The 16589-nt window shown below is 71.3% G+C and carries 13 protein-coding genes; 7 read left to right on the top strand and 6 right to left on the bottom strand.

The window, feature by feature from the left end:
• The first annotated feature begins 71 nt into the window (after nucleotides 1–71).
• From LADH09A_RS26890 to LADH09A_RS26880, 3 genes are all read left to right on the top strand, one after another.
• Nucleotides 72–617, top strand: coding sequence for an LppU/SCO3897 family protein (locus LADH09A_RS26890; protein WP_372492360.1), 546 nt, complete (start codon nucleotides 72–74; stop codon nucleotides 615–617).
• Nucleotides 618–1039: 422 nt separating this feature from the next.
• A complete protein-coding gene (locus LADH09A_RS32010; protein WP_308194698.1) occupies nucleotides 1040–1444 on the top strand; it encodes an LppU/SCO3897 family protein in 405 nt (134 codons plus the stop codon).
• Nucleotides 1445–1581: 137 nt separating this feature from the next.
• Nucleotides 1582–2823: an ATP-binding protein gene (locus LADH09A_RS26880; protein ID WP_238648405.1), complete on the top strand. Its 1242-nt coding sequence runs from the start codon at nucleotides 1582–1584 to the stop codon at nucleotides 2821–2823.
• A gap of 24 nt (nucleotides 2824–2847) precedes the next feature.
• On the opposite strand, the gene LADH09A_RS26875 is transcribed toward LADH09A_RS26880, so the two are convergent.
• Nucleotides 2848–3396 carry a GNAT family N-acetyltransferase gene (locus tag LADH09A_RS26875; RefSeq protein ID WP_238648404.1) on the bottom strand — a complete coding sequence of 183 codons (549 nt, stop codon included), beginning with the start codon at nucleotides 3394–3396 and terminating at the stop codon, nucleotides 2848–2850.
• Between the two features lie 133 nt (nucleotides 3397–3529).
• On the opposite strand from LADH09A_RS26875, the gene LADH09A_RS26870 reads away from it, so the two are divergent.
• Entirely contained in the window at nucleotides 3530–4075 is a 546-nt protein-coding gene (locus LADH09A_RS26870) for a DoxX family protein (protein ID WP_238648403.1), read from the top strand.
• 215 nt (nucleotides 4076–4290) lie between these two features.
• Nucleotides 4291–5736, top strand: coding sequence for a glycosyltransferase 87 family protein (locus LADH09A_RS26865; RefSeq protein WP_238648402.1), 1446 nt, complete (start codon nucleotides 4291–4293; stop codon nucleotides 5734–5736).
• Between the two features lie 7 nt (nucleotides 5737–5743).
• On the opposite strand, the gene LADH09A_RS26860 is transcribed toward LADH09A_RS26865, so the two are convergent.
• The 5 genes from LADH09A_RS26860 to LADH09A_RS26840 form a co-directional block, all read right to left on the bottom strand.
• A complete protein-coding gene (locus LADH09A_RS26860; protein WP_238648401.1) occupies nucleotides 5744–6172 on the bottom strand; it encodes a molybdenum cofactor biosynthesis protein MoaE in 429 nt (142 codons plus the stop codon).
• Nucleotides 6169–7425: a molybdopterin molybdotransferase MoeA gene (locus LADH09A_RS26855; protein WP_238648399.1), complete on the bottom strand. Its 1257-nt coding sequence runs from the start codon at nucleotides 7423–7425 to the stop codon at nucleotides 6169–6171. Before LADH09A_RS26855 ends, LADH09A_RS26860 begins: the two co-directional genes overlap by 4 nt.
• Nucleotides 7426–7547: 122 nt before the next feature.
• On the bottom strand, nucleotides 7548–8018 hold the full coding sequence (locus tag LADH09A_RS26850; RefSeq protein ID WP_238648398.1) for a MogA/MoaB family molybdenum cofactor biosynthesis protein: 471 nt from the start codon (nucleotides 8016–8018) through the stop codon (nucleotides 7548–7550).
• Nucleotides 8015–8506, bottom strand: a complete 492-nt coding sequence (gene moaC, locus LADH09A_RS26845; RefSeq protein ID WP_238648397.1) for a cyclic pyranopterin monophosphate synthase MoaC — start codon at nucleotides 8504–8506, stop codon at nucleotides 8015–8017. Before moaC ends, LADH09A_RS26850 begins: the two co-directional genes overlap by 4 nt.
• 261 nt (nucleotides 8507–8767) lie before the next feature.
• Entirely contained in the window at nucleotides 8768–11872 is a 3105-nt protein-coding gene (locus LADH09A_RS26840; RefSeq protein ID WP_238648396.1) for an AfsR/SARP family transcriptional regulator, read from the bottom strand.
• Nucleotides 11873–12555: 683 nt separating this feature from the next.
• Between LADH09A_RS26840 and LADH09A_RS26835 the strand changes: the two genes are divergently transcribed.
• Together LADH09A_RS26835 and LADH09A_RS26830 are read left to right on the top strand one after the other, a co-directional pair.
• Nucleotides 12556–15084 (top strand): putative bifunctional diguanylate cyclase/phosphodiesterase, encoded by a 2529-nt coding sequence (locus LADH09A_RS26835; RefSeq protein ID WP_238648395.1) that lies wholly within the window; start codon nucleotides 12556–12558, stop codon nucleotides 15082–15084.
• Nucleotides 15085–15223: 139 nt separating this feature from the next.
• Nucleotides 15224–16561, top strand: a complete 1338-nt coding sequence (locus tag LADH09A_RS26830) for a glycosyltransferase 87 family protein (protein ID WP_238648394.1) — start codon at nucleotides 15224–15226, stop codon at nucleotides 16559–16561.
• The last annotated feature ends 28 nt before the right edge of the window (nucleotides 16562–16589 follow it).

Below are 16589 nucleotides of genomic sequence, written 5' to 3'. Positions count from 1 at the left end.
ACGGCGGGGCCGAGGCACCCTACGGTCGCGAACCCGGCGCGCCCTACGGCGGCTCGTACGGGTCGAGCGGGGTGAACCAGGCGTACGGCGGGCAGCCGTACCGGCCGGCCGGCGATCCGTACGGTGGCGATCCCTACGGTGGCGATCCGGCTCCGGCACCGGGCCGGCGCGGTCGGGGGCCGCTGATCGCGGTGCTGGCCGTCGTGCTGCTGGTGGCGGCCGGCGGTGCGTTCTGGTTCCTGCGTGGGCAGGGCGATTCGGCACCGGTGGCCACACCGACCGGTTCCGCCGTCGCCGGTGAGCCCAGCGCGGACACGAGCACGGACGCGGCCGAGCCGACGCCGAGTGTCGCCGCGCCGGAGTCGTCGGCCGATCCCCGCTTCGCCAAGGTGGGCCAGTGCGTCCGCAACGAGGGCGCGGCAGGCGGCAAGCCCAAGTTGGTGATCAGCGGTTGCGCCGCGAAGTCGTACGAGGTGCTGAGCCGGATCGACGGCGCCACCAGTGGCGAGCGGGACGCCGAGGCCAAGTGCGGCAAGGTCGAGGGCTACACCAACTGGTACTTCTTCGACAGCGAGCTGGACACTCTCGACTTCGTCCTCTGCCTCAAGCAACGCTGAGACCACCCGGGGATGACATGACGACCTACGGACCAGCGGGTTCCGGTCAGCCGGACGACCCTTACCAACGCCCACCCACCGGGTCCGACGGCTCGCCACCGGTCGACCCGACCCTGCCCCAGTGGGGCCCGCCGCCGCCCGTCGAGGATCCGACCCGGCAGCAGTGGGGTCCGGCACCGAGCGGTGGGGAACCGCCGACCGCGCCCATGTGGGCCCCGCCGCCCGCCAACCCGGAGCCGCCGACCGCGCCCATGTGGGCGCCGCCGCCCGCCTCCGGTCCGGGCTACCCCCCACCTGGCCCGTTCCCGCCGGCCGGTCCGATGCCGGGTCAGCCACCCGCGCCGTGGGGTCAACCGCCTCCCGGCGGCGGTTACGGGATGCCGCCCGTCGCGCCGGTGAAGAAGACCGGCGGCAGGATCGCCCTGATCGTCACGCTGGTGGTGCTGCTCGTGCTCTGCCCGTGCCTCGGCCTGGCCGGTTGGGCGGTCTGGAAGATCGCCGACGGCAGCGAGGACGTCGCGCCCACCCCGTCGTTGAGCGCGCCGGTCGTTCCACCCGTCCTGCCCAGCGACGCACCGCCGTCGGCGGCACCGACCCCGGACCAGGAGTTCGCCAGGGGCGACTGCGTGGTGAACGAGGGCACCGAGGACGACGCGGAGCTGCGCAAGGTGCCGTGCGGTCCGAACACGTACCAGGTGCTGCTGCGGATTCCGGCGACCACCGACGGGGACCGGTGCGAGACGCTCGCGCCACAGGCGACCGCGAACTACGTGCACGACAACTCGGTCGACCTGTTCGACTACGTGCTCTGTCTGAAGAAGCGGTAGCTGACGATTGCCGAAACTAGGGCTGTCTAGCGTCCACGCTAGACAGCCCTAGTTTTGTCTCGACGGCGTCGACACGCCGGTAGCCCCATCTATCCATGTCTAGCCCCGCAGCTAGATGGCCCGATACTCTCCGATGCGTGGATCCGGTCCGCAACCCGTACGCGCCGGGCGCCGGCCAGCGCCCGCCCGAACTCGCCGGGCGGGGGCGGGAGCTGGACGTCTTCGACATCGTGCTGGAACGCATCGCACGGGGCCGCCCCGAACGCAGCCTGATGCTCACCGGGCTGCGTGGCGTCGGCAAGACGGTCCTGCTCAACACCCTCCGGTCGCAGGCGATCAACCGCCTCTGGGGCAGCGGCAAGATAGAGGCACGTCCGGACCAGTCGTTGCGTCGGCCGGTCGCCGCCGCGCTGCACATGGCGGTCCGGGAGCTCGCCCCCCGACACCGCGCACCCGACCGGATCGACGCGTTCCTCGGCGTCCTCAAGGCGTTCGCCCAACGCGCCGCCCCGACCGGCCGGGCCGGTGCAGCCCCGAAGCTGCGCGACCGGTGGCAACCCGGCATCGACGTGCCGGCAGCCAGCGGCCGGGCCGACTCCGGTGACATCGAGATCGACCTGGTCGAGCTGCTCAGTGACGCTGCCGCGGTGGCCAGTGACGTGGGCACCGGCATCGCCATCTTCATCGACGAGATGCAGGATCTCGGCCCGGAGGACGTGTCGGCGCTCTGCGCCGCCTGTCACGAGCTGTCCCAGCTCGGCGCGCCGCTGATCGTCGTCGGCGCCGGCCTGCCGCACCTGCCGGCGGTGCTCAGCGCCGCCAAGTCCTACTCCGAACGGTTGTTCCGCTACCAGCGCATCGACCGGCTCGACCGGATCGCCGCCGACCAGGCGCTCTGCGCGCCCGCCGAACGCGAGGAGGTCGAGTACGAGCAGAAGGCCCTCGACCTGCTCTACGAGAAGTCCGGCGGCTACCCCTACTTCGTCCAGGCGTACGGCAAGGCGACCTGGGACCACGCCCCGCGCTCGCCGATCACCGCCGCCGACGTACGGGTCGCCGCGCCCGAGGCGGAGGCCGAGCTGGCGGTCGGTTTCTTCGGCTCCCGGTTCGAACGGGCCACCCCCGCCGAGCGCGAGTACATGCGGGCGATGGCCACGATGTCCGCTGTCGAGGGCGAGCCCGGAGCGACGGTCCGCGACGACATGGATGCGGCGGTGCCCACCGCCGAGATCGCCCGGGCCCTCGGTCGCAAGCCCGCCAGCCTCTCCCCGGCGCGGGACGCGCTGATCAAGAAGGGGCTGATCTACTCGGGTGAACGGGGCACTGTCGCCTTCACTGTGCCGCACTTCGGCAGGTACCTGCGCACCCAACCGGCCTGACCGGCGGCCAGGGGGTCGCCGCGGTCAGACCTTCGACCAGGGCGCCGGAAAGAGCACCTCGCCGCGAGGTGGGGGGCCTTCCTCACTGGTGGACGGCGGCAGCACCAACGCCTGCCACGGCTCACCGAGACCAGCCCACGGGCCGGTGAGGCCCAGCTCCGTCGCCGGGCTGAAGCCGAACCGGCGGTAGAAGGCCGGGTCACCGAGGACCACGACCAGTCGTTCGCCCAGCTCGGTGGAGGCGTCCAGCGCGGCCTGCACGACCGCCGTGCCGTGCCCGACGCGCTGGCGGTGTGGTGCGACCGCCACCGGGCCGAGTGCCAGGACGGGCACGTCCGAGCCTCGCTCGGGCCGCACACGCACCCGGGTGAGCAGCGCGTACCCGACCACCTCACCGCCGTACTCGGCGATCATGGCGAGCGGCGGCAGCCAGGCCGGGGTGCCGCGCAACTCGTCGACCAGGATCACCTCCGGCGGCGTTGCCACGTCGGGGCGGGCGAAAGCGGCGGCCAGCACGCGGCGTACCGGGCCGGCGTCGGCCGGGTCCTCGGGTCGTAGCCGCAGCGTGGTCACCCGCGCGACGTTACCCGCCGCAACCGGTCCATCCGTGACGGTCGCTCGAATCGGCGTGGCGCAGGTGTATGAACACCGATCCGATCCGGCCGTTGACGGGGTAGCAAACGTCCCGAAGGGGTATGACTGATCCATGACGCCCGTACGCTCCCTCGCCCGCGCCATGTTGAGCGGCATCTTCGTGGTCAGCGGGTATCGCAACCTCCGCAACCCGGGTCGGCTGACGCAGGCCGCCGCGCCGGTCACCGACAAGGTCGCGCCGCTGTTGAAGAAGGCGCACCCGAGCTTCCCCACTGACACCGAGACGTTGATCCGACTCAACGCGGCGGTGCAGGTCGGCGCCGGTCTGATGCTGGCCACCGGGCGGCTCAGCCGCCCCGCCGCGCTGGTCCTCGCCGGGACGCTGGTGCCGGTGACCGTCGCCGGGCATCCCTTCTGGAACAACGACGATCCGATCGCCAAGAACAACAACCAGATCCACGCCCTGAAGAACCTCGGTCTCCTCGGCGGTCTGCTGTTGGCGGCTGCCGACACCGGTGGCAAGCCCGGCCTGCGCTGGCGGACCGGTCATCGCATCGGCCACTCTCGACGTTCCATGCAGCGTGCCGTCCGTACCGCCCGGCGCGAGGCCCGGATCGCCGTCCGATCCGCCTCCACCGCACGTCGGCTCCCCGGCTGACCTGCGTCGATCCGTCTCCGTGCGGCCCCCACCCCCCGCTAAGGCCACGAATTACCTGAACCACCCGGTAGGCGTTAACGCGGTGGAAATGTCAAAAACATGTGTGGGATCGGACACGGTCGCATAACGCGGGAGGCACTGACGTGAGGCGCCGTTCTAGGCTCCGTGCAGGACCTGGACGGGTAGGACGACCTTGGTATGGGGGTGGCCGCGCCATGCCGACGGCTGTCGGTAGTCGGGCGGACCGCCTCGCCCCAATCCAACGCGTGACGCGTGGGATCGATCGCAGGAACGTCGTACGGGGCGCCATCGTGGCCGCCGTCGCCTACGCCGCATGGCTTGCCATCGGCACCTTCGGGCGGCCGTACAACTTCTTCGACATGAAGATCTATCACGGTGCCGTGGTGTGGTGGGCGAGCGGTCACGAGCTCTATGAGTTCATCGCGCCCGGAACCACTCTCGGTTTCACCTACCCGCCCTTCGCCGGCCTGGTCATGCTGCCGATGGCGCAGCTCCCGATCGGCATGGCCGGCATGGTCAACGCCGCCGCGAGCATCGCCGCGTTGGCGCTGGTGCTGGCCGGGTTGCTCCGCCCCATCGTGGACCGGCTGGCGTGGCCACTGTGGTTCACCGTGGCCCTGGCGGTGCCGCTCGCGGTCGCCATCGAGCCGGCCCGGGAGACCCTCGGCTACGGCCAGGTCAACATCCTGCTGTTCGCGTTGATCATGGCTGACCTGATCGGCCTGCGTTGGCGCTCCCGCCGGGGCACCCACTACGCCGCGACCGACGGTCCCCTGCTGCGCTTCCTCTACGGCGGGGCCTGGGCCGGTGCCGGCATCGGCCTGGCCACCGCGGTCAAGCTCACCCCGGCACTGTTCATCGCCTACCTGCTGATCACCCGTCAGTGGCGGGTGGCCGCGACCGCCATCGGCACCACGATCGGCGTGACGGTGGCGAGCTTCGCGATCGTCGGCGACGAGTCGCGGGCGTACTTCGGCAGCGTGTTGTGGCAGACCGAACGGGTCGGCGCGGCGGACATGACACCCAACCAGTCGCTGGCGGGTCTGCTCGCCCGGCTGTACGACTCGATCGAAACCCCCGGGCTGCTCTGGTTCGCATTCTCGGTGCTGATCCTGGCGCTGGGCCTGTCCCGGGCGGCGAGTTCCCGTGCCGACGGTGACGAGCTGACCGCGTTCACGCTGGTCGGTCTGACCGCGAACGTGATCAGCCCGATCTCCTGGACCCACCACCTGGTCTGGGTGATCCCGGCGATCATCGTGCTGGCCGATGCCGCCGTACGCCGTCGGGAGGCGAGTCGGGGGATGCCACTGCGCACCGGCCAGGGGCCGGTGTTCGGCGGGCTGCCCGGGGTCAACGGGCTCCGCCCACCGATCTGGTATCCCACTCTGACCGGGCTCCGCCACGGGGTCGCCGCGATCGGGCTCTACCTGCTCTTCCTGATCTCCCCGATCTGGCCGTACGAGCACCAGCTACCGGAGATGTCGCACTACCAGGACGGTCTCTTCGGAGCGCTCATGGAGAACTCGCTCGCGGTCGCGCTGATCGTGCTGGTCGCCGCGCTGCCCTGGCGGCCCGGTGCGGAGCCGGCGTTCTACGGCGACCGGATCGCCAGGGCCGTGGCGGTCAACGGCCGCCGCTGAAACGGGCTCAGGGGCAGTTGACCCATTCCTCTGTGCCATCGGTGAAGACCTGCCGCTTCCAGATCGGCAGGCGCGCCTTGACCTCGTCGACCAGCCGGGCGCAGGCCGCGAAGGCCGCCGCCCGGTGTGCGGTGCTCACCGCGGCGACCAGCGCCACGTCACCGATCGCCAGCGGGCCGACCCGGTGCGAGACCGCCACCGCGTAGACGTCGGGCTCCGCGGCGATCTCGGCGGCCACCTCGCGCAGCACCTGCGCGGCGCTCGGGTGCCCTTCATATTCCAGGCTCGTGACCTGACGCCCGTGGTCGTGGTCGCGGACCACGCCCTGGAACGAGACCACGGCACCCGCCCGGTGGTCGGCGACCGCCGCCTCGTGGGTGGCGAGGTCGAGCGGCTGGTCGGTGACCTCGCCGAAGGTGATCGCGGGTGCGGTCATGACGCACGCTCCCCAGGAAGCAACGGCAGCGGCACGATGGGCACCCGGTCACCCGGCGCACCGCTGGTGCCGGGCCGGATGACGGCGAACCCGTCCGCGCCGGCCAGGCCACGCAGCATGGCCGAGCCGACGTGTCGCACCGGAGACGCGGTGCCGGCGGCCCGGTCCAGTCGGACCAGCGCCAGGTGGGTGTGGTCACCGCGACCGGGCACCGCCTCGGCCAGGGTGGCCTGCGGCAGCACCGGCATCGAGCGGCCCTGGAGGCCGGCAAGCAGCGGAGCCACCAGCGACACCAGCGCGACGATGGCGGACTGCGGGTTGCCCGGCAGCCCCGCCACGAAGCGGATCCGCCCGTCGTGGCCGGCAAGCCGGGCCAGGAGCATCGGGAAGCCCGGCCGGACCGCGACCGTGTTGACCACGTAGTCGGCGCCGAGCGCTTCCAGGGTCGGGTGCAGGTGGTCGACCGGGCCGTTCATCGTGCCCCCGGTGGTGCAGACCAGGTCCGCACTGGCCAACGCCGAGCGCAGGGCCGCCACGTGCGCCGGCAGCGTGTCGGCCACCGGGCCGACCACGTCGGACGGGCGGACCTGACAGCCGTACCGTCGCAGCCACCCGGGCACCGCCGGGCCCAGCGCGTCCCGGACACGACCGGCTGCGGGCGGGCCCGCGGTCAGCAGCTCGTCGCCGAAGACGAGCAGCGCGGCGCGCGGCGCTCGCCGGACCCGCAGCGTGTCGTGCCCGCAGGAGGCTGCCAGGCCGATCACCGCCGGGTCGACCGGCGTGCCGACCGGCAACAGCTCCTCATCGGCGTACGCCTCCTCGCCGGGTTGCCGCCACTCCGGCGTCTCCCGGGGAGTGCCGCGGACCAGGCCGTCGACGGTCGTGGACTCCTCGACGCGGAGCACGGCGGTGGCGCCCTCGGGCACCATGGCTCCGGTCGCGATCTCGACGGTCGTGCCGTCGTCGGTGAGCGGCGCGGGAGTGCTGCCCGCCAACACACGGCCGACGACCCGCCACGGGCCGGTGCCGCGCACCGCCCAGCCGTCCACGCTGGAGGTCGGGAAGGCGGGCAGGTCGGTGCGGGTGGTCAACGGCTCAGCGAGGGTGGACCCGTCGATGTCGGCCAACGGTCGGGCGACGGCGGGCAGTGCGGCGGCCAGACCGACCGCGTAGACCCGCGACCGCGCTTCCTCCCAGCCGGCAGGTGGGGGTGCGACGACCCGATCCGCGGTAGGTGCGGTTTCCGTGCTCACCGACCGAGCCTATCGGCACGGACCGACACCCGTCGGGGCCTGGCGTGGACCGGCCGGTGGGCGGAGCCCGGGAACATCAGTGGTCGGGGCCGCGAACCGTCGGTGGGCGGAGCCCGGGAACGTCAGTGGTCGCCGCCGCGCAACTGGTCGATGGTGTGCCCGAGGATCGGCCCGAGCACGGCCAGGCCGTCCCGGGCGCCACCGGTCGAGCCGGGCAGGTTGACCACGAGCATCCGACCAGCCACCCCGGCCAGACCCCGGGACAGCACCGACGTGGGCACCCGGTCGCGGCTGTGCGCGCGGATCGCCTCCGCGATGCCGGGGATCTCGTAGTCCAGTAGAACCCGGGTCACATCCGGTGTCCGATCCGACGGGGTCACCCCGGTGCCACCGCTGGTCAGCACCACGTCGACGCCGTCGGCGCGGGCGGCCCGCAGGGCGGCACCGACCGGCTCCCCGTCGGGCACCACCACCGGCTCGTCGACCTGGCACCCCAGCTCGCGCAGGCCGGCGGCGAGCAGTGGACCGCTGGTGTCGGCGTAGACGCCGGCTGCGGCCCGGTTGGACGCGACGATCACCCGAGCCCGGATCACGGCCGATCCTCCGGCCGAACCCACTCGCCGGTCTTGCCGCCCTCCTTGCGCAGCACCCGGACAGCCTCCACCGAGGCCGCCGGGTCGACCGCCTTGACCATGTCGACCAGGGCGAGACCGGCGACGGCAACCGCCGTCAGCGCCTCCATCTCCACCCCCGTGCGGTCCGCCGTGCGAGCGGTGGCCGTGATCTCCACCGTGTCGGCGGTCAGTTGCAGGTCGACAGTGACGCCGTGCAGGGCGATCGGGTGGCACAGCGGGATCAGGTCGGGAGTGCGCTTCGCCCCCATGATCCCGGCCAGCCGACCGACCGCCAACGCGTCACCCTTGGGCAACCCGTCACGATGCAGCAGGTCGATGACCTCGGGTGTGGTCCGAAGACGGCCGGCCGCGACGGCCAGCCGGCCGGTCACCGCCTTGGCGGAGACGTCGACCATGCGGGCCGCGCCAGCACGGTCGACGTGGCTGAGCTGTGCGGGTTCGGTCACGGTCGTGAGCCTATCGGTGCGGTACGACGGCGTTCGGAAGGAGCGGTGTCGCGTTGACCGCTGCGCCGGGTGCTGACGGCGCACCGGTCGGACACCGCTCCTTCCTCACCGACCCGCCGCCGAGGTCGCTGGGGGGACCCGGCAGCGGGTGCGTGTCGACGACCCGGTTCTGCCCAGGGGCAGAACCTCCCCCGTTCGCCGATACGGCCGAGAAACTACCGGGCCCGGCGATAAGAAATCGATAAAGGCCGTTGACGCAGCTCAGCGCCTCGCGGGCAGGGTTGCGTCAGCCAACTCGGCGAGACGGCGTTCGACCTCGAAGCGCTCCGGCACGCCCATCCGCCGGAAGATCGCCAACGCCCGCTCCCAGTGCCGTCGGGCCTCGACCGGGTCGACGCGGACGAAGTGTTCGGCAAGCCCGGCCAGAGCCCGTCCCTGCTCGTGTGGGTGCGCGATCCGAGTCGCCAACCGCAGCGCCTCCTGGTGCCTCTCGAACGCCTCGCCACCTCGTCCCTGCGCCAGCAGCGTGCGGCCGAGTTCGTTCAGCGCCGCCGCCTCGACGTGCCGTTCTCCCGACCCGATCGACAGCTCCCGGGCTGTTTCGTGCTCCTGCTGGGCCTCGCTGAGACGGCCCAGACCGCGGTAGGCGATCCCGAGGTCGTTGCGCACCTCGGCCTCGGCGTACCGGTGGCCGGTGCGCTCGCGCAGCGCCAGTGACGCCGTCAGGATCCGGATCGCCTGTGGAAGATCACCCATACGAACCCGCACCGCGCCGATGTGACTGAGAGCGTTGAGCACGTGGAACTCGTCCGAGTGCGTCCGGGCCCACGCGAGGTGCAGACGGTGCATCCGCAACGCCTCCTCGTAGCGGCCCAGAGACGTCAGCGCAATGCCCAGGTTCGGCAGCACCATGGGCGTCCGCACATTGCCGTAGCCCTTGTAGTCACGCAGGCACTCGAAGCCGACCGCCACCGCTTCGGTCAGGTTGCCGCTCCACCAGTAGACAGCTGCGAGATTGGCGCTGTACCGCGCGGTGTTCAGCACGTCCCGCGAGTCCCTGGCGAGGGCGACGGCACGGGTCAGGTGGCTGAGCGCCGCGCGATTGTCGCCGGTCCGGACGTACGCGGAGGCGAGGTAGTTGTTCATCAAAGCCATCGCGTCGATGTCCCCGGTTGCTTCCGCCGCAGCCAGTGCGGAACGGTGGGTCACCATGATGTCCTCGAAGTAACCGCGGATGTAGCAGAACCGCCAGAGCGCACGGGCCAGCCGCCACGAGTGCCCGTGGAAGCCCGATTCGGACGCTGACAACACCATCGTCACCAGCTCCGTTCGCTCCACCTCGAACCAGTCGGTCGTGGGCTCCCCGACCTCCTCGACCAACTCGGGTCGCTCGAACGGGAGGTGCGTGACGCGAAGGCCCATGTCATCAGGTTCCAGCGTCCTGGCGACCTTCAGCGCCACCTGGAGAGTGAAGTCGAACAGGTGGGCCAGCCCAGCCCTCCGGTCGCTCAGGGAGTCGACGCGCGAGCACAGGTCGACGGAGTACTGACGCATGAGGTCGTGCAGTCGATAGCCGGTCGAGTCCAGGTCCTCCACCAGATTCCGGTCGACGAGGTCGTCGAGCGCCGCGCGAGCCTCCGCAACGGTCAGGCCGGTCAGCGCGGCGACGGCCGCCGGGCCGAAACGACTCCCGGGATAGAGGCCCAGGAAGCGGAAGACCCGCCTGATCGATTCGGGGAGAGGCTGGTAGGAGGCGGCGAAGGCACCCGTGACCGTGCTCTCTTCGTCAGCCAGGTGTCGTAGCCCTGCGGTGGTTCCCGCCATCTGCTCGGCGAGGTCCGCCAGCCGCCAACCGCGTCGGTGAGCCAGCCGGGCACCAGCCAACCGGATCGCCAGTGGGAGGCGACCGCATCGCCGAACCACCTCGACAGCCGCCTCCGGCTCGGCCTCGACACGGTCCCGCCCGACGCTGAAGGCCAGGAGATCCACGCTCTCCTGAGTCGTCAGGACCGACAGGGTCTGCGAAGGCCCGACGTCCGGGTGGGTGAGTCGTCGCCGCGACGTCACCAGCACGACGGTGCTCGGTTCGGTCGGCAGCAGAGGGACGATCTGTTCGCTGCTCGCGGCGTTGTCGAGGACGATCACCGACTTCCTGCTGGCCAGTTCCCGACGCCACAGCTCCACCCTGGCATCGAGATCGACCGGAACCTCGTCGGCCGGCACGCCGAGCTGCCGAAGCAGGGTGATCAGTGCGGCTGCCGGCTCCAGCCGGTTCTTGTCGCCGTGCCCACCCAGGTCGATGAAGAGCGCGGCCTCCGGGTATCGATCGGACAGCCGTCGGGCCAGATGCACCGCGAGGGTCGTCTTGCCGCTGCCCGGCATACCGTCGATCATGTGCACAGCTGGCACTCGTTCCTCGACCCTGCGAGTCTCCGCTAGCAGCCGCGCCACCACGCCCTCCCTGCCGACGAAGTCGGTTACCGCTCGGGGAAGGTGATCGACCGGGTCTGGCCGTCGTGTCCGTTCGAGGGTCGGGACAGCTGCCGGGCGCCGGGCGTTCGGTACAGGGTGCGCGGTCCGGCCAGCCGGCAGACGTCTGACGCCGTCCGCCGGGAGCCGGGACGGAGCCATCGTGGCGATCGTGTGGAAGAGGGCCTGAAGATCAGGACCCGGGACGACGCCGAGCTCGGCGGACAGTCTCGTCCGGATCTCGTCATAGGCGACGAGCGCGCCTGCGTGGTCGCCACGCTCGTGCAGCGCCCGGACGAGGAGGGCACAGGCAGGTTCCCGGAGGGGATGACGGAGGATGACCTCCCGCAGCAGCCGGATCGCCAGGTCGTCCCGCCCCGATCTCAGCTGGACGTCGGCGAGGAGTTCCACGGCCAACAGGCGCTCCTCTTCGGCGGCCACCACCCGTGCACTGAGCGCGGGCCCGAGTGGAATGCCGGCGAGCATCGCCCCCTGCCACCGCCCCACGGCGGATTCCAGCAGAACCAGGGCCCGGTCCAGTTGACCGGCCATAAGAGCTTCCCGGCCCGCCGCGCGCTCCATCTCGAAACGGAACACGTCGATAAACTCCGGTCCCACGGTGAGCCGGTAACCGGGTTGCTGTCTGATGATGGCGCCCCGACCGGTCTCGAAAGCCTCGAAGGTCCGACGCAGATTGGCGGCGTAGGTACGCACATTCGCCACCGCAGAGCGCGGCGGGCAGTCCGGCCACAACTCGTCAACCAGGTCGTTCAGGCTCACCAGTTGACCCGGCTGGACGGCCAGCATCGCGAAAACGGCCTGCTGTTTAGGCGTGCCAAGGTGCAGTTTGCGAGGGGGCAGTTGCACCGAGAGGCCGCCCAGAAGTCGAATCTCCACTCGTTCCCCTGGTCCAGAGGGGGCTATTCAGGCGAACACGCGTCAAAGCTTACGGGCACCCAACGTAACGGGTCGACGCCAATGGGCGCGGACGAGCGGCGGCGGGCCACCACCAAGCAAGGGCCAGCCGGGTAGTCCTGGCGCGCAGGATGCCTGCTGCATGTTGCTGCCTTCTTGTCCGAGGGAGAGGTGCAGGATGCGCACCCCTCCTTACCGGTCGTTCGGCCATTGATTGCGCCTCCGGCATTTCAGGCGAACAGCCTGCCCAACCAGTCGTCGCTCCGTCTGAACTCCAGATGGGCGGTGGTTCGAGAGCCGACAAACTTGAGAGGATAGGACGGCTTGACCCGTCAGATTCGACCTGCCGCAGACGGCGACGCTCTCGAAGAAAGGCAGCGAACCTCGACGGTGCGCTCAGGAGTGCGGACAGAACGTCACAAACCGTCTCCTAGTTGACTAATATTGCGCATACCGACATATGGCGGGTCCTAACGGACCATATCTCCTTTACGCTATCCCCGTCAGCAAGCCGGTGCGTTAATGGCCAATCCACGAGTTGCCATTAATGCCTGAGCCTCCGGGGAGGTAGTCATGCGCGGCAGCGACTGGATGTGACATTCGAGCGACACTCAGCGGTATGCTCCCGTCGTCAGCACGTAACTGTCGGCGACGACAGGAGCTTCATGGGCCGGGTGTCACCGCAGAGTTCCAGGACGGACCGGCAGCTCATCCTGCTCGTCGGATTCGTCGTCGTATTGGCAATCGCTCCTACGGTCGTCGCTGGCGCGGACGTGTTGACCCACCCGCCCGTCTCAGTCGGCGACGCGGCGACCTTCGTCGCACTGACCTTCATGACGGCCCTCGGCACGATCGTCATGGCACCCATCCGCATCCGCTCAACCACCCATGCCATCACCTGGGTCGAGACGGCGATCGTGATCGGCCTTGCCGTCGCACCACCCTCCTGGGTGGTACTGGCGACCGGGGCCGGCGTCGGCATCGCGTCAGTCATCATGAAGCTGCCGCCCATCAAGGCAGCGTTCGGCGTCAGCAAGAACATCCTGGTGGCAGGTGGAGCGGGCGCCACCACACTGGCCGTCCACTGGCAGTGGCCTCCGGCTGGCGTCATAGAGCTGGCCACCCTGCTCGGGGCGATCTACCTGGTGGCGGCACTGCTCGATGATCTCCTGGCGATCCCGGTGATCGCGCTCGCCACGGGCACGCGAGTGTCCCGCCAGTTCCTCAACAACCTGGACCTGCGGCTGGCCGGCTTCGGCGTGCGATTCATCGTGGCCGTCTGCACGTTGCTCATCCTCCGGGAGGATCCGCGACTACTCCTTGCCGTTCCACCCCTGATGTTGAGCCTCCACCTCGCCTACGCCGCGCGCATCCGCGGCCGCACCGAACAGCAGGCGTGGCAGCGGCTCGCCCGCACCACCGACGCGCTCAACGTGGTCGACCTGGACACCGTCCTCACCACGGCCGTCACCCAGGCCGCCGAATTGTTCTCCGCCGACGAGGTCGAGATCGAGCTGCGCCTCGGCGGTCGCACCGTCCGCGGTGGCACCGGCGGCATCACGTTCGACGGCCCGACCGGCACGCCCACCGACGTGGACGGCACCGTCGTCCCCACGCCGCTCGAAGGGCACGACCGGACGGTCGACGTCGGCATACTTCGACTGCGCTTCCGCGGCCCGGTGCAGCTCTCCGAGCGGGAGCAGTACACCCTGCGCACCTTCGCCTCCGCACTCTGCACGGCCGTCCGCAACGCCCAGGCGTACGCCGAGCTGGCCCGGGTGGCCGACGAACACGCGTACGCCGCCGCGCACGACGCGCTGACCGGCCTGGCCAACCGCCGACACCTCCTGGACGAGGGCACCGAGCAGCTGAGCGCCCGCCACGCCGACGGGGTGACCGCGCTGGTGCTGATCGACCTCAACCACTTCAAGGAGGTCAACGACACGCTGGGGCACGCCGCCGGCGACCAGGTGCTGGTGCAGGTCGCCGACCGGCTACGCGGTGCGGCCCAGGCGAGTGACCTGGTGGCCCGCCTCGGCGGCGACGAGTTCGCCGTACTCCTGCGCGGGTTGCCGGCCCCGGCGGTCGCCGCGCACCGGGCCGAGACGCTGCTCGCCGCCCTGCACGAGCCGTTCGAGCTGGACGGCATGAGGATCAGCGTCGAGGCCAGCGGCGGGATCTCCGTCGCCCCGCCCAGCGGTGGCATGGCCGAGTTGCTGCGCCGCGCCGACGTCGCCATGTACCAGGCCAAGCGAGCCGGGCAGCGGACCGCCACGTACGCCCCGACCCGGGACACCGCCGACCTGGGTCGCCTCACCCTCGGTGGCGACCTGCCACGGGCGGTCGCCGACCACGAGTTCGTCGTCAACTTCCAACCGATCGTCGACCTGGGCACCGGCGAGGTGACCAGCGCCGAGGCGCTGGCCCGCTGGCACCACCCCACCCACGGCATGATCGACCCGCTGCGCTTCCTGGAGGCCGTCGAGCGTTCGGGCCTGCTGCCGGCCTTCGCCGAGGCGATCCTCGACCAGGCACTGATCGCGGCGGCCAACTGGCGCGACGCCGGCTTCGACGTACCCGTCGCGGTCAACGTGTCCCCGCGCAGCCTGCTCGACGCACGGTTCCCGGGGTCGGTCCTGGCCCGTTTGCGCGCCCACGATCTGCCACCGGACCGGCTGGTGCTGGAGCTGACCGAGACGCTGACCCTCAGCCAGCTCGACGTCGTCGACCGGGTGCTCAGCCGGCTCCGCGACGAGGGTGTCCGGTTGGCACTCGACGACTTCGGCACCGGCTACTCGTCGCTCTCGCTGCTCTCCCGAATCCCCGTCCACGAGCTGAAGATCGACCGAAGCTTCGTGACGACGATGGAAAGCTCGGCGGAGGCGGCCGCCGTCATCCGCTCCACCCTCGACCTGGGCCGCACCCTCAACCTGGACGTCGTGGCCGAGGGGGTGGAGAGCGAGCCGCAGCGCCGGGCCCTGTGGGAGTTGGGCTGCGTCGCCGGCCAGGGGCACCTGTTCGCCCGGCCGATGCCGGCCGGCACCCTGCTCGCGGCCATGCAGCGCGGTTCGGGCGGCCGCCCCGGCGCCCTGGCCGCGCCACTGCACGACGCCGGCGCGGTGATCCGGCTGAGCCAGAACCGCCGCCAGGCCGGCCGTTCCCGCCCCGACCGCCTCCCGCACCTACCCGCCTGAGCCAGCATCGGCCGCCCCGACCGTCTCCCGCACCTACCCGCCTGAGCCAGCATCGGCCGCCCCGACCGTCTCTCGCACCTACCCGCCTGAGCCAGCATCGGCCGGCTACCGACGCAGGCCGGTCTGCCAGACTGGCGCCGTGATCGCCGACGACCCGACCGCCCGCCGCTGGCACTGGCGGACGCTCGACACCGCCGCCGGCGGACTCGCCCTCGACCTCGGCCTCTATGCCGCCTCAGCCATCTTCGCCGCGATCACCGCGGTCACGTCGACCCTGCTGCCACACCGGGCATGGGGCGCGGTCGCCGCCGTCGGGTACCTGGTCGCCACGCTGGTCGCGCTCACCCAACTCCTGCTGCGTCGGCGCTCCCCGACCTCGCGCCTGGTCGGGCTGCCAGCCCGCTGGGCGGTCACCGGTCTCGCCTGGATGGGCACCGCACTGCTGCCCCTGCTCTGGCAGAGCATCGACCGGGCCGGCGGACGCACCGACCGGGCCCAGGAGGAGGTGCTGGTCGTGGAGCAGGCCGGCACCCGCCTCCTGGAACACGGCACGCCATACCTCGGGCCCGACGCGATAGCCGCCCTGCCACCCGGCGAGCAACTGATGGGCTACACCCCGTACCAGCCCGGCATGGCCATGTTCGGCCTGCCCAGAGCCCTGGCCGACACCTGGTGGACCGACTCCCGGGTCTGGTTCGCGCTGGGCACCGCACTCGCGCTCACCCTGGCCGTGGCCGCCCTGCGCAGAACACCGACCACCACCGACCAGGTCGACACCGGCCACCGACGGGACGCCGCGTTGCTGCGCGGCGTGCAGGCCGCCACCGTACTGCCGATCTGCGCCCTCACCCTCGCCACCGGCGGCGACGACCTGCCCGTACTCGCGCTCTGCCTGCTGGCCCTCGCGCTCGCCGCCGCCGATCGACCCGGCCGGGCCGGCCTCGCGGTCGGGCTGGCCGGCGCGCTGAAACTGTTCGCCTGGCCGGTCGCCCTGGTCCTGATCGTCTGGGGGCTGACCCGGCGCGCCGGCACGCGCGTCGCCGCCGGCGCGATCGGCCTGCCCATCGCCGCCCTCCTGCCCGCCATGCTGGTCGACCGGGACGCGCTGACGGAGAACGTGCTGCGCTTCCCCCTCGGCCACGGCCTGGTCACCAGCCCCGCGCAGTCCCCGTTCCCCGGATACCTGATCGCCACCGCACTGCCCGCCGGCCGGCTGATCGCCGCCGCACTGCTGGTCGCGGCCGGAGTGGCCATCGCCGTCCGACTCGCCCGCCGCCCGCCCCGCACCGCCGTCGCCACCGCGCTCATCTGTGGGTACGGGCTACTCGTCGCCATCGCCCTGATGCCCTCGACCCGCTTCGGCTACCTGCTGTACCCGCTCACCCTGCTCACCTGGGCACCTGCCCTGCACCGCCCGGTCGACACGCCGTCCACCCCGGTCCCCGACCACCTGTCCGGTCGGACCACTTCCGCGTAACTGCCGAGCGGGACGGCGGATCAGGGCG

The organism is Micromonospora cabrerizensis (assembly GCF_022230955.1).
Classification (GTDB): domain Bacteria; phylum Actinomycetota; class Actinomycetes; order Mycobacteriales; family Micromonosporaceae; genus Micromonospora; species Micromonospora cabrerizensis.
Note: the sequence above shows the minus strand (reverse complement) of the source record. Positions and strands in the feature narration are given on the sequence as shown.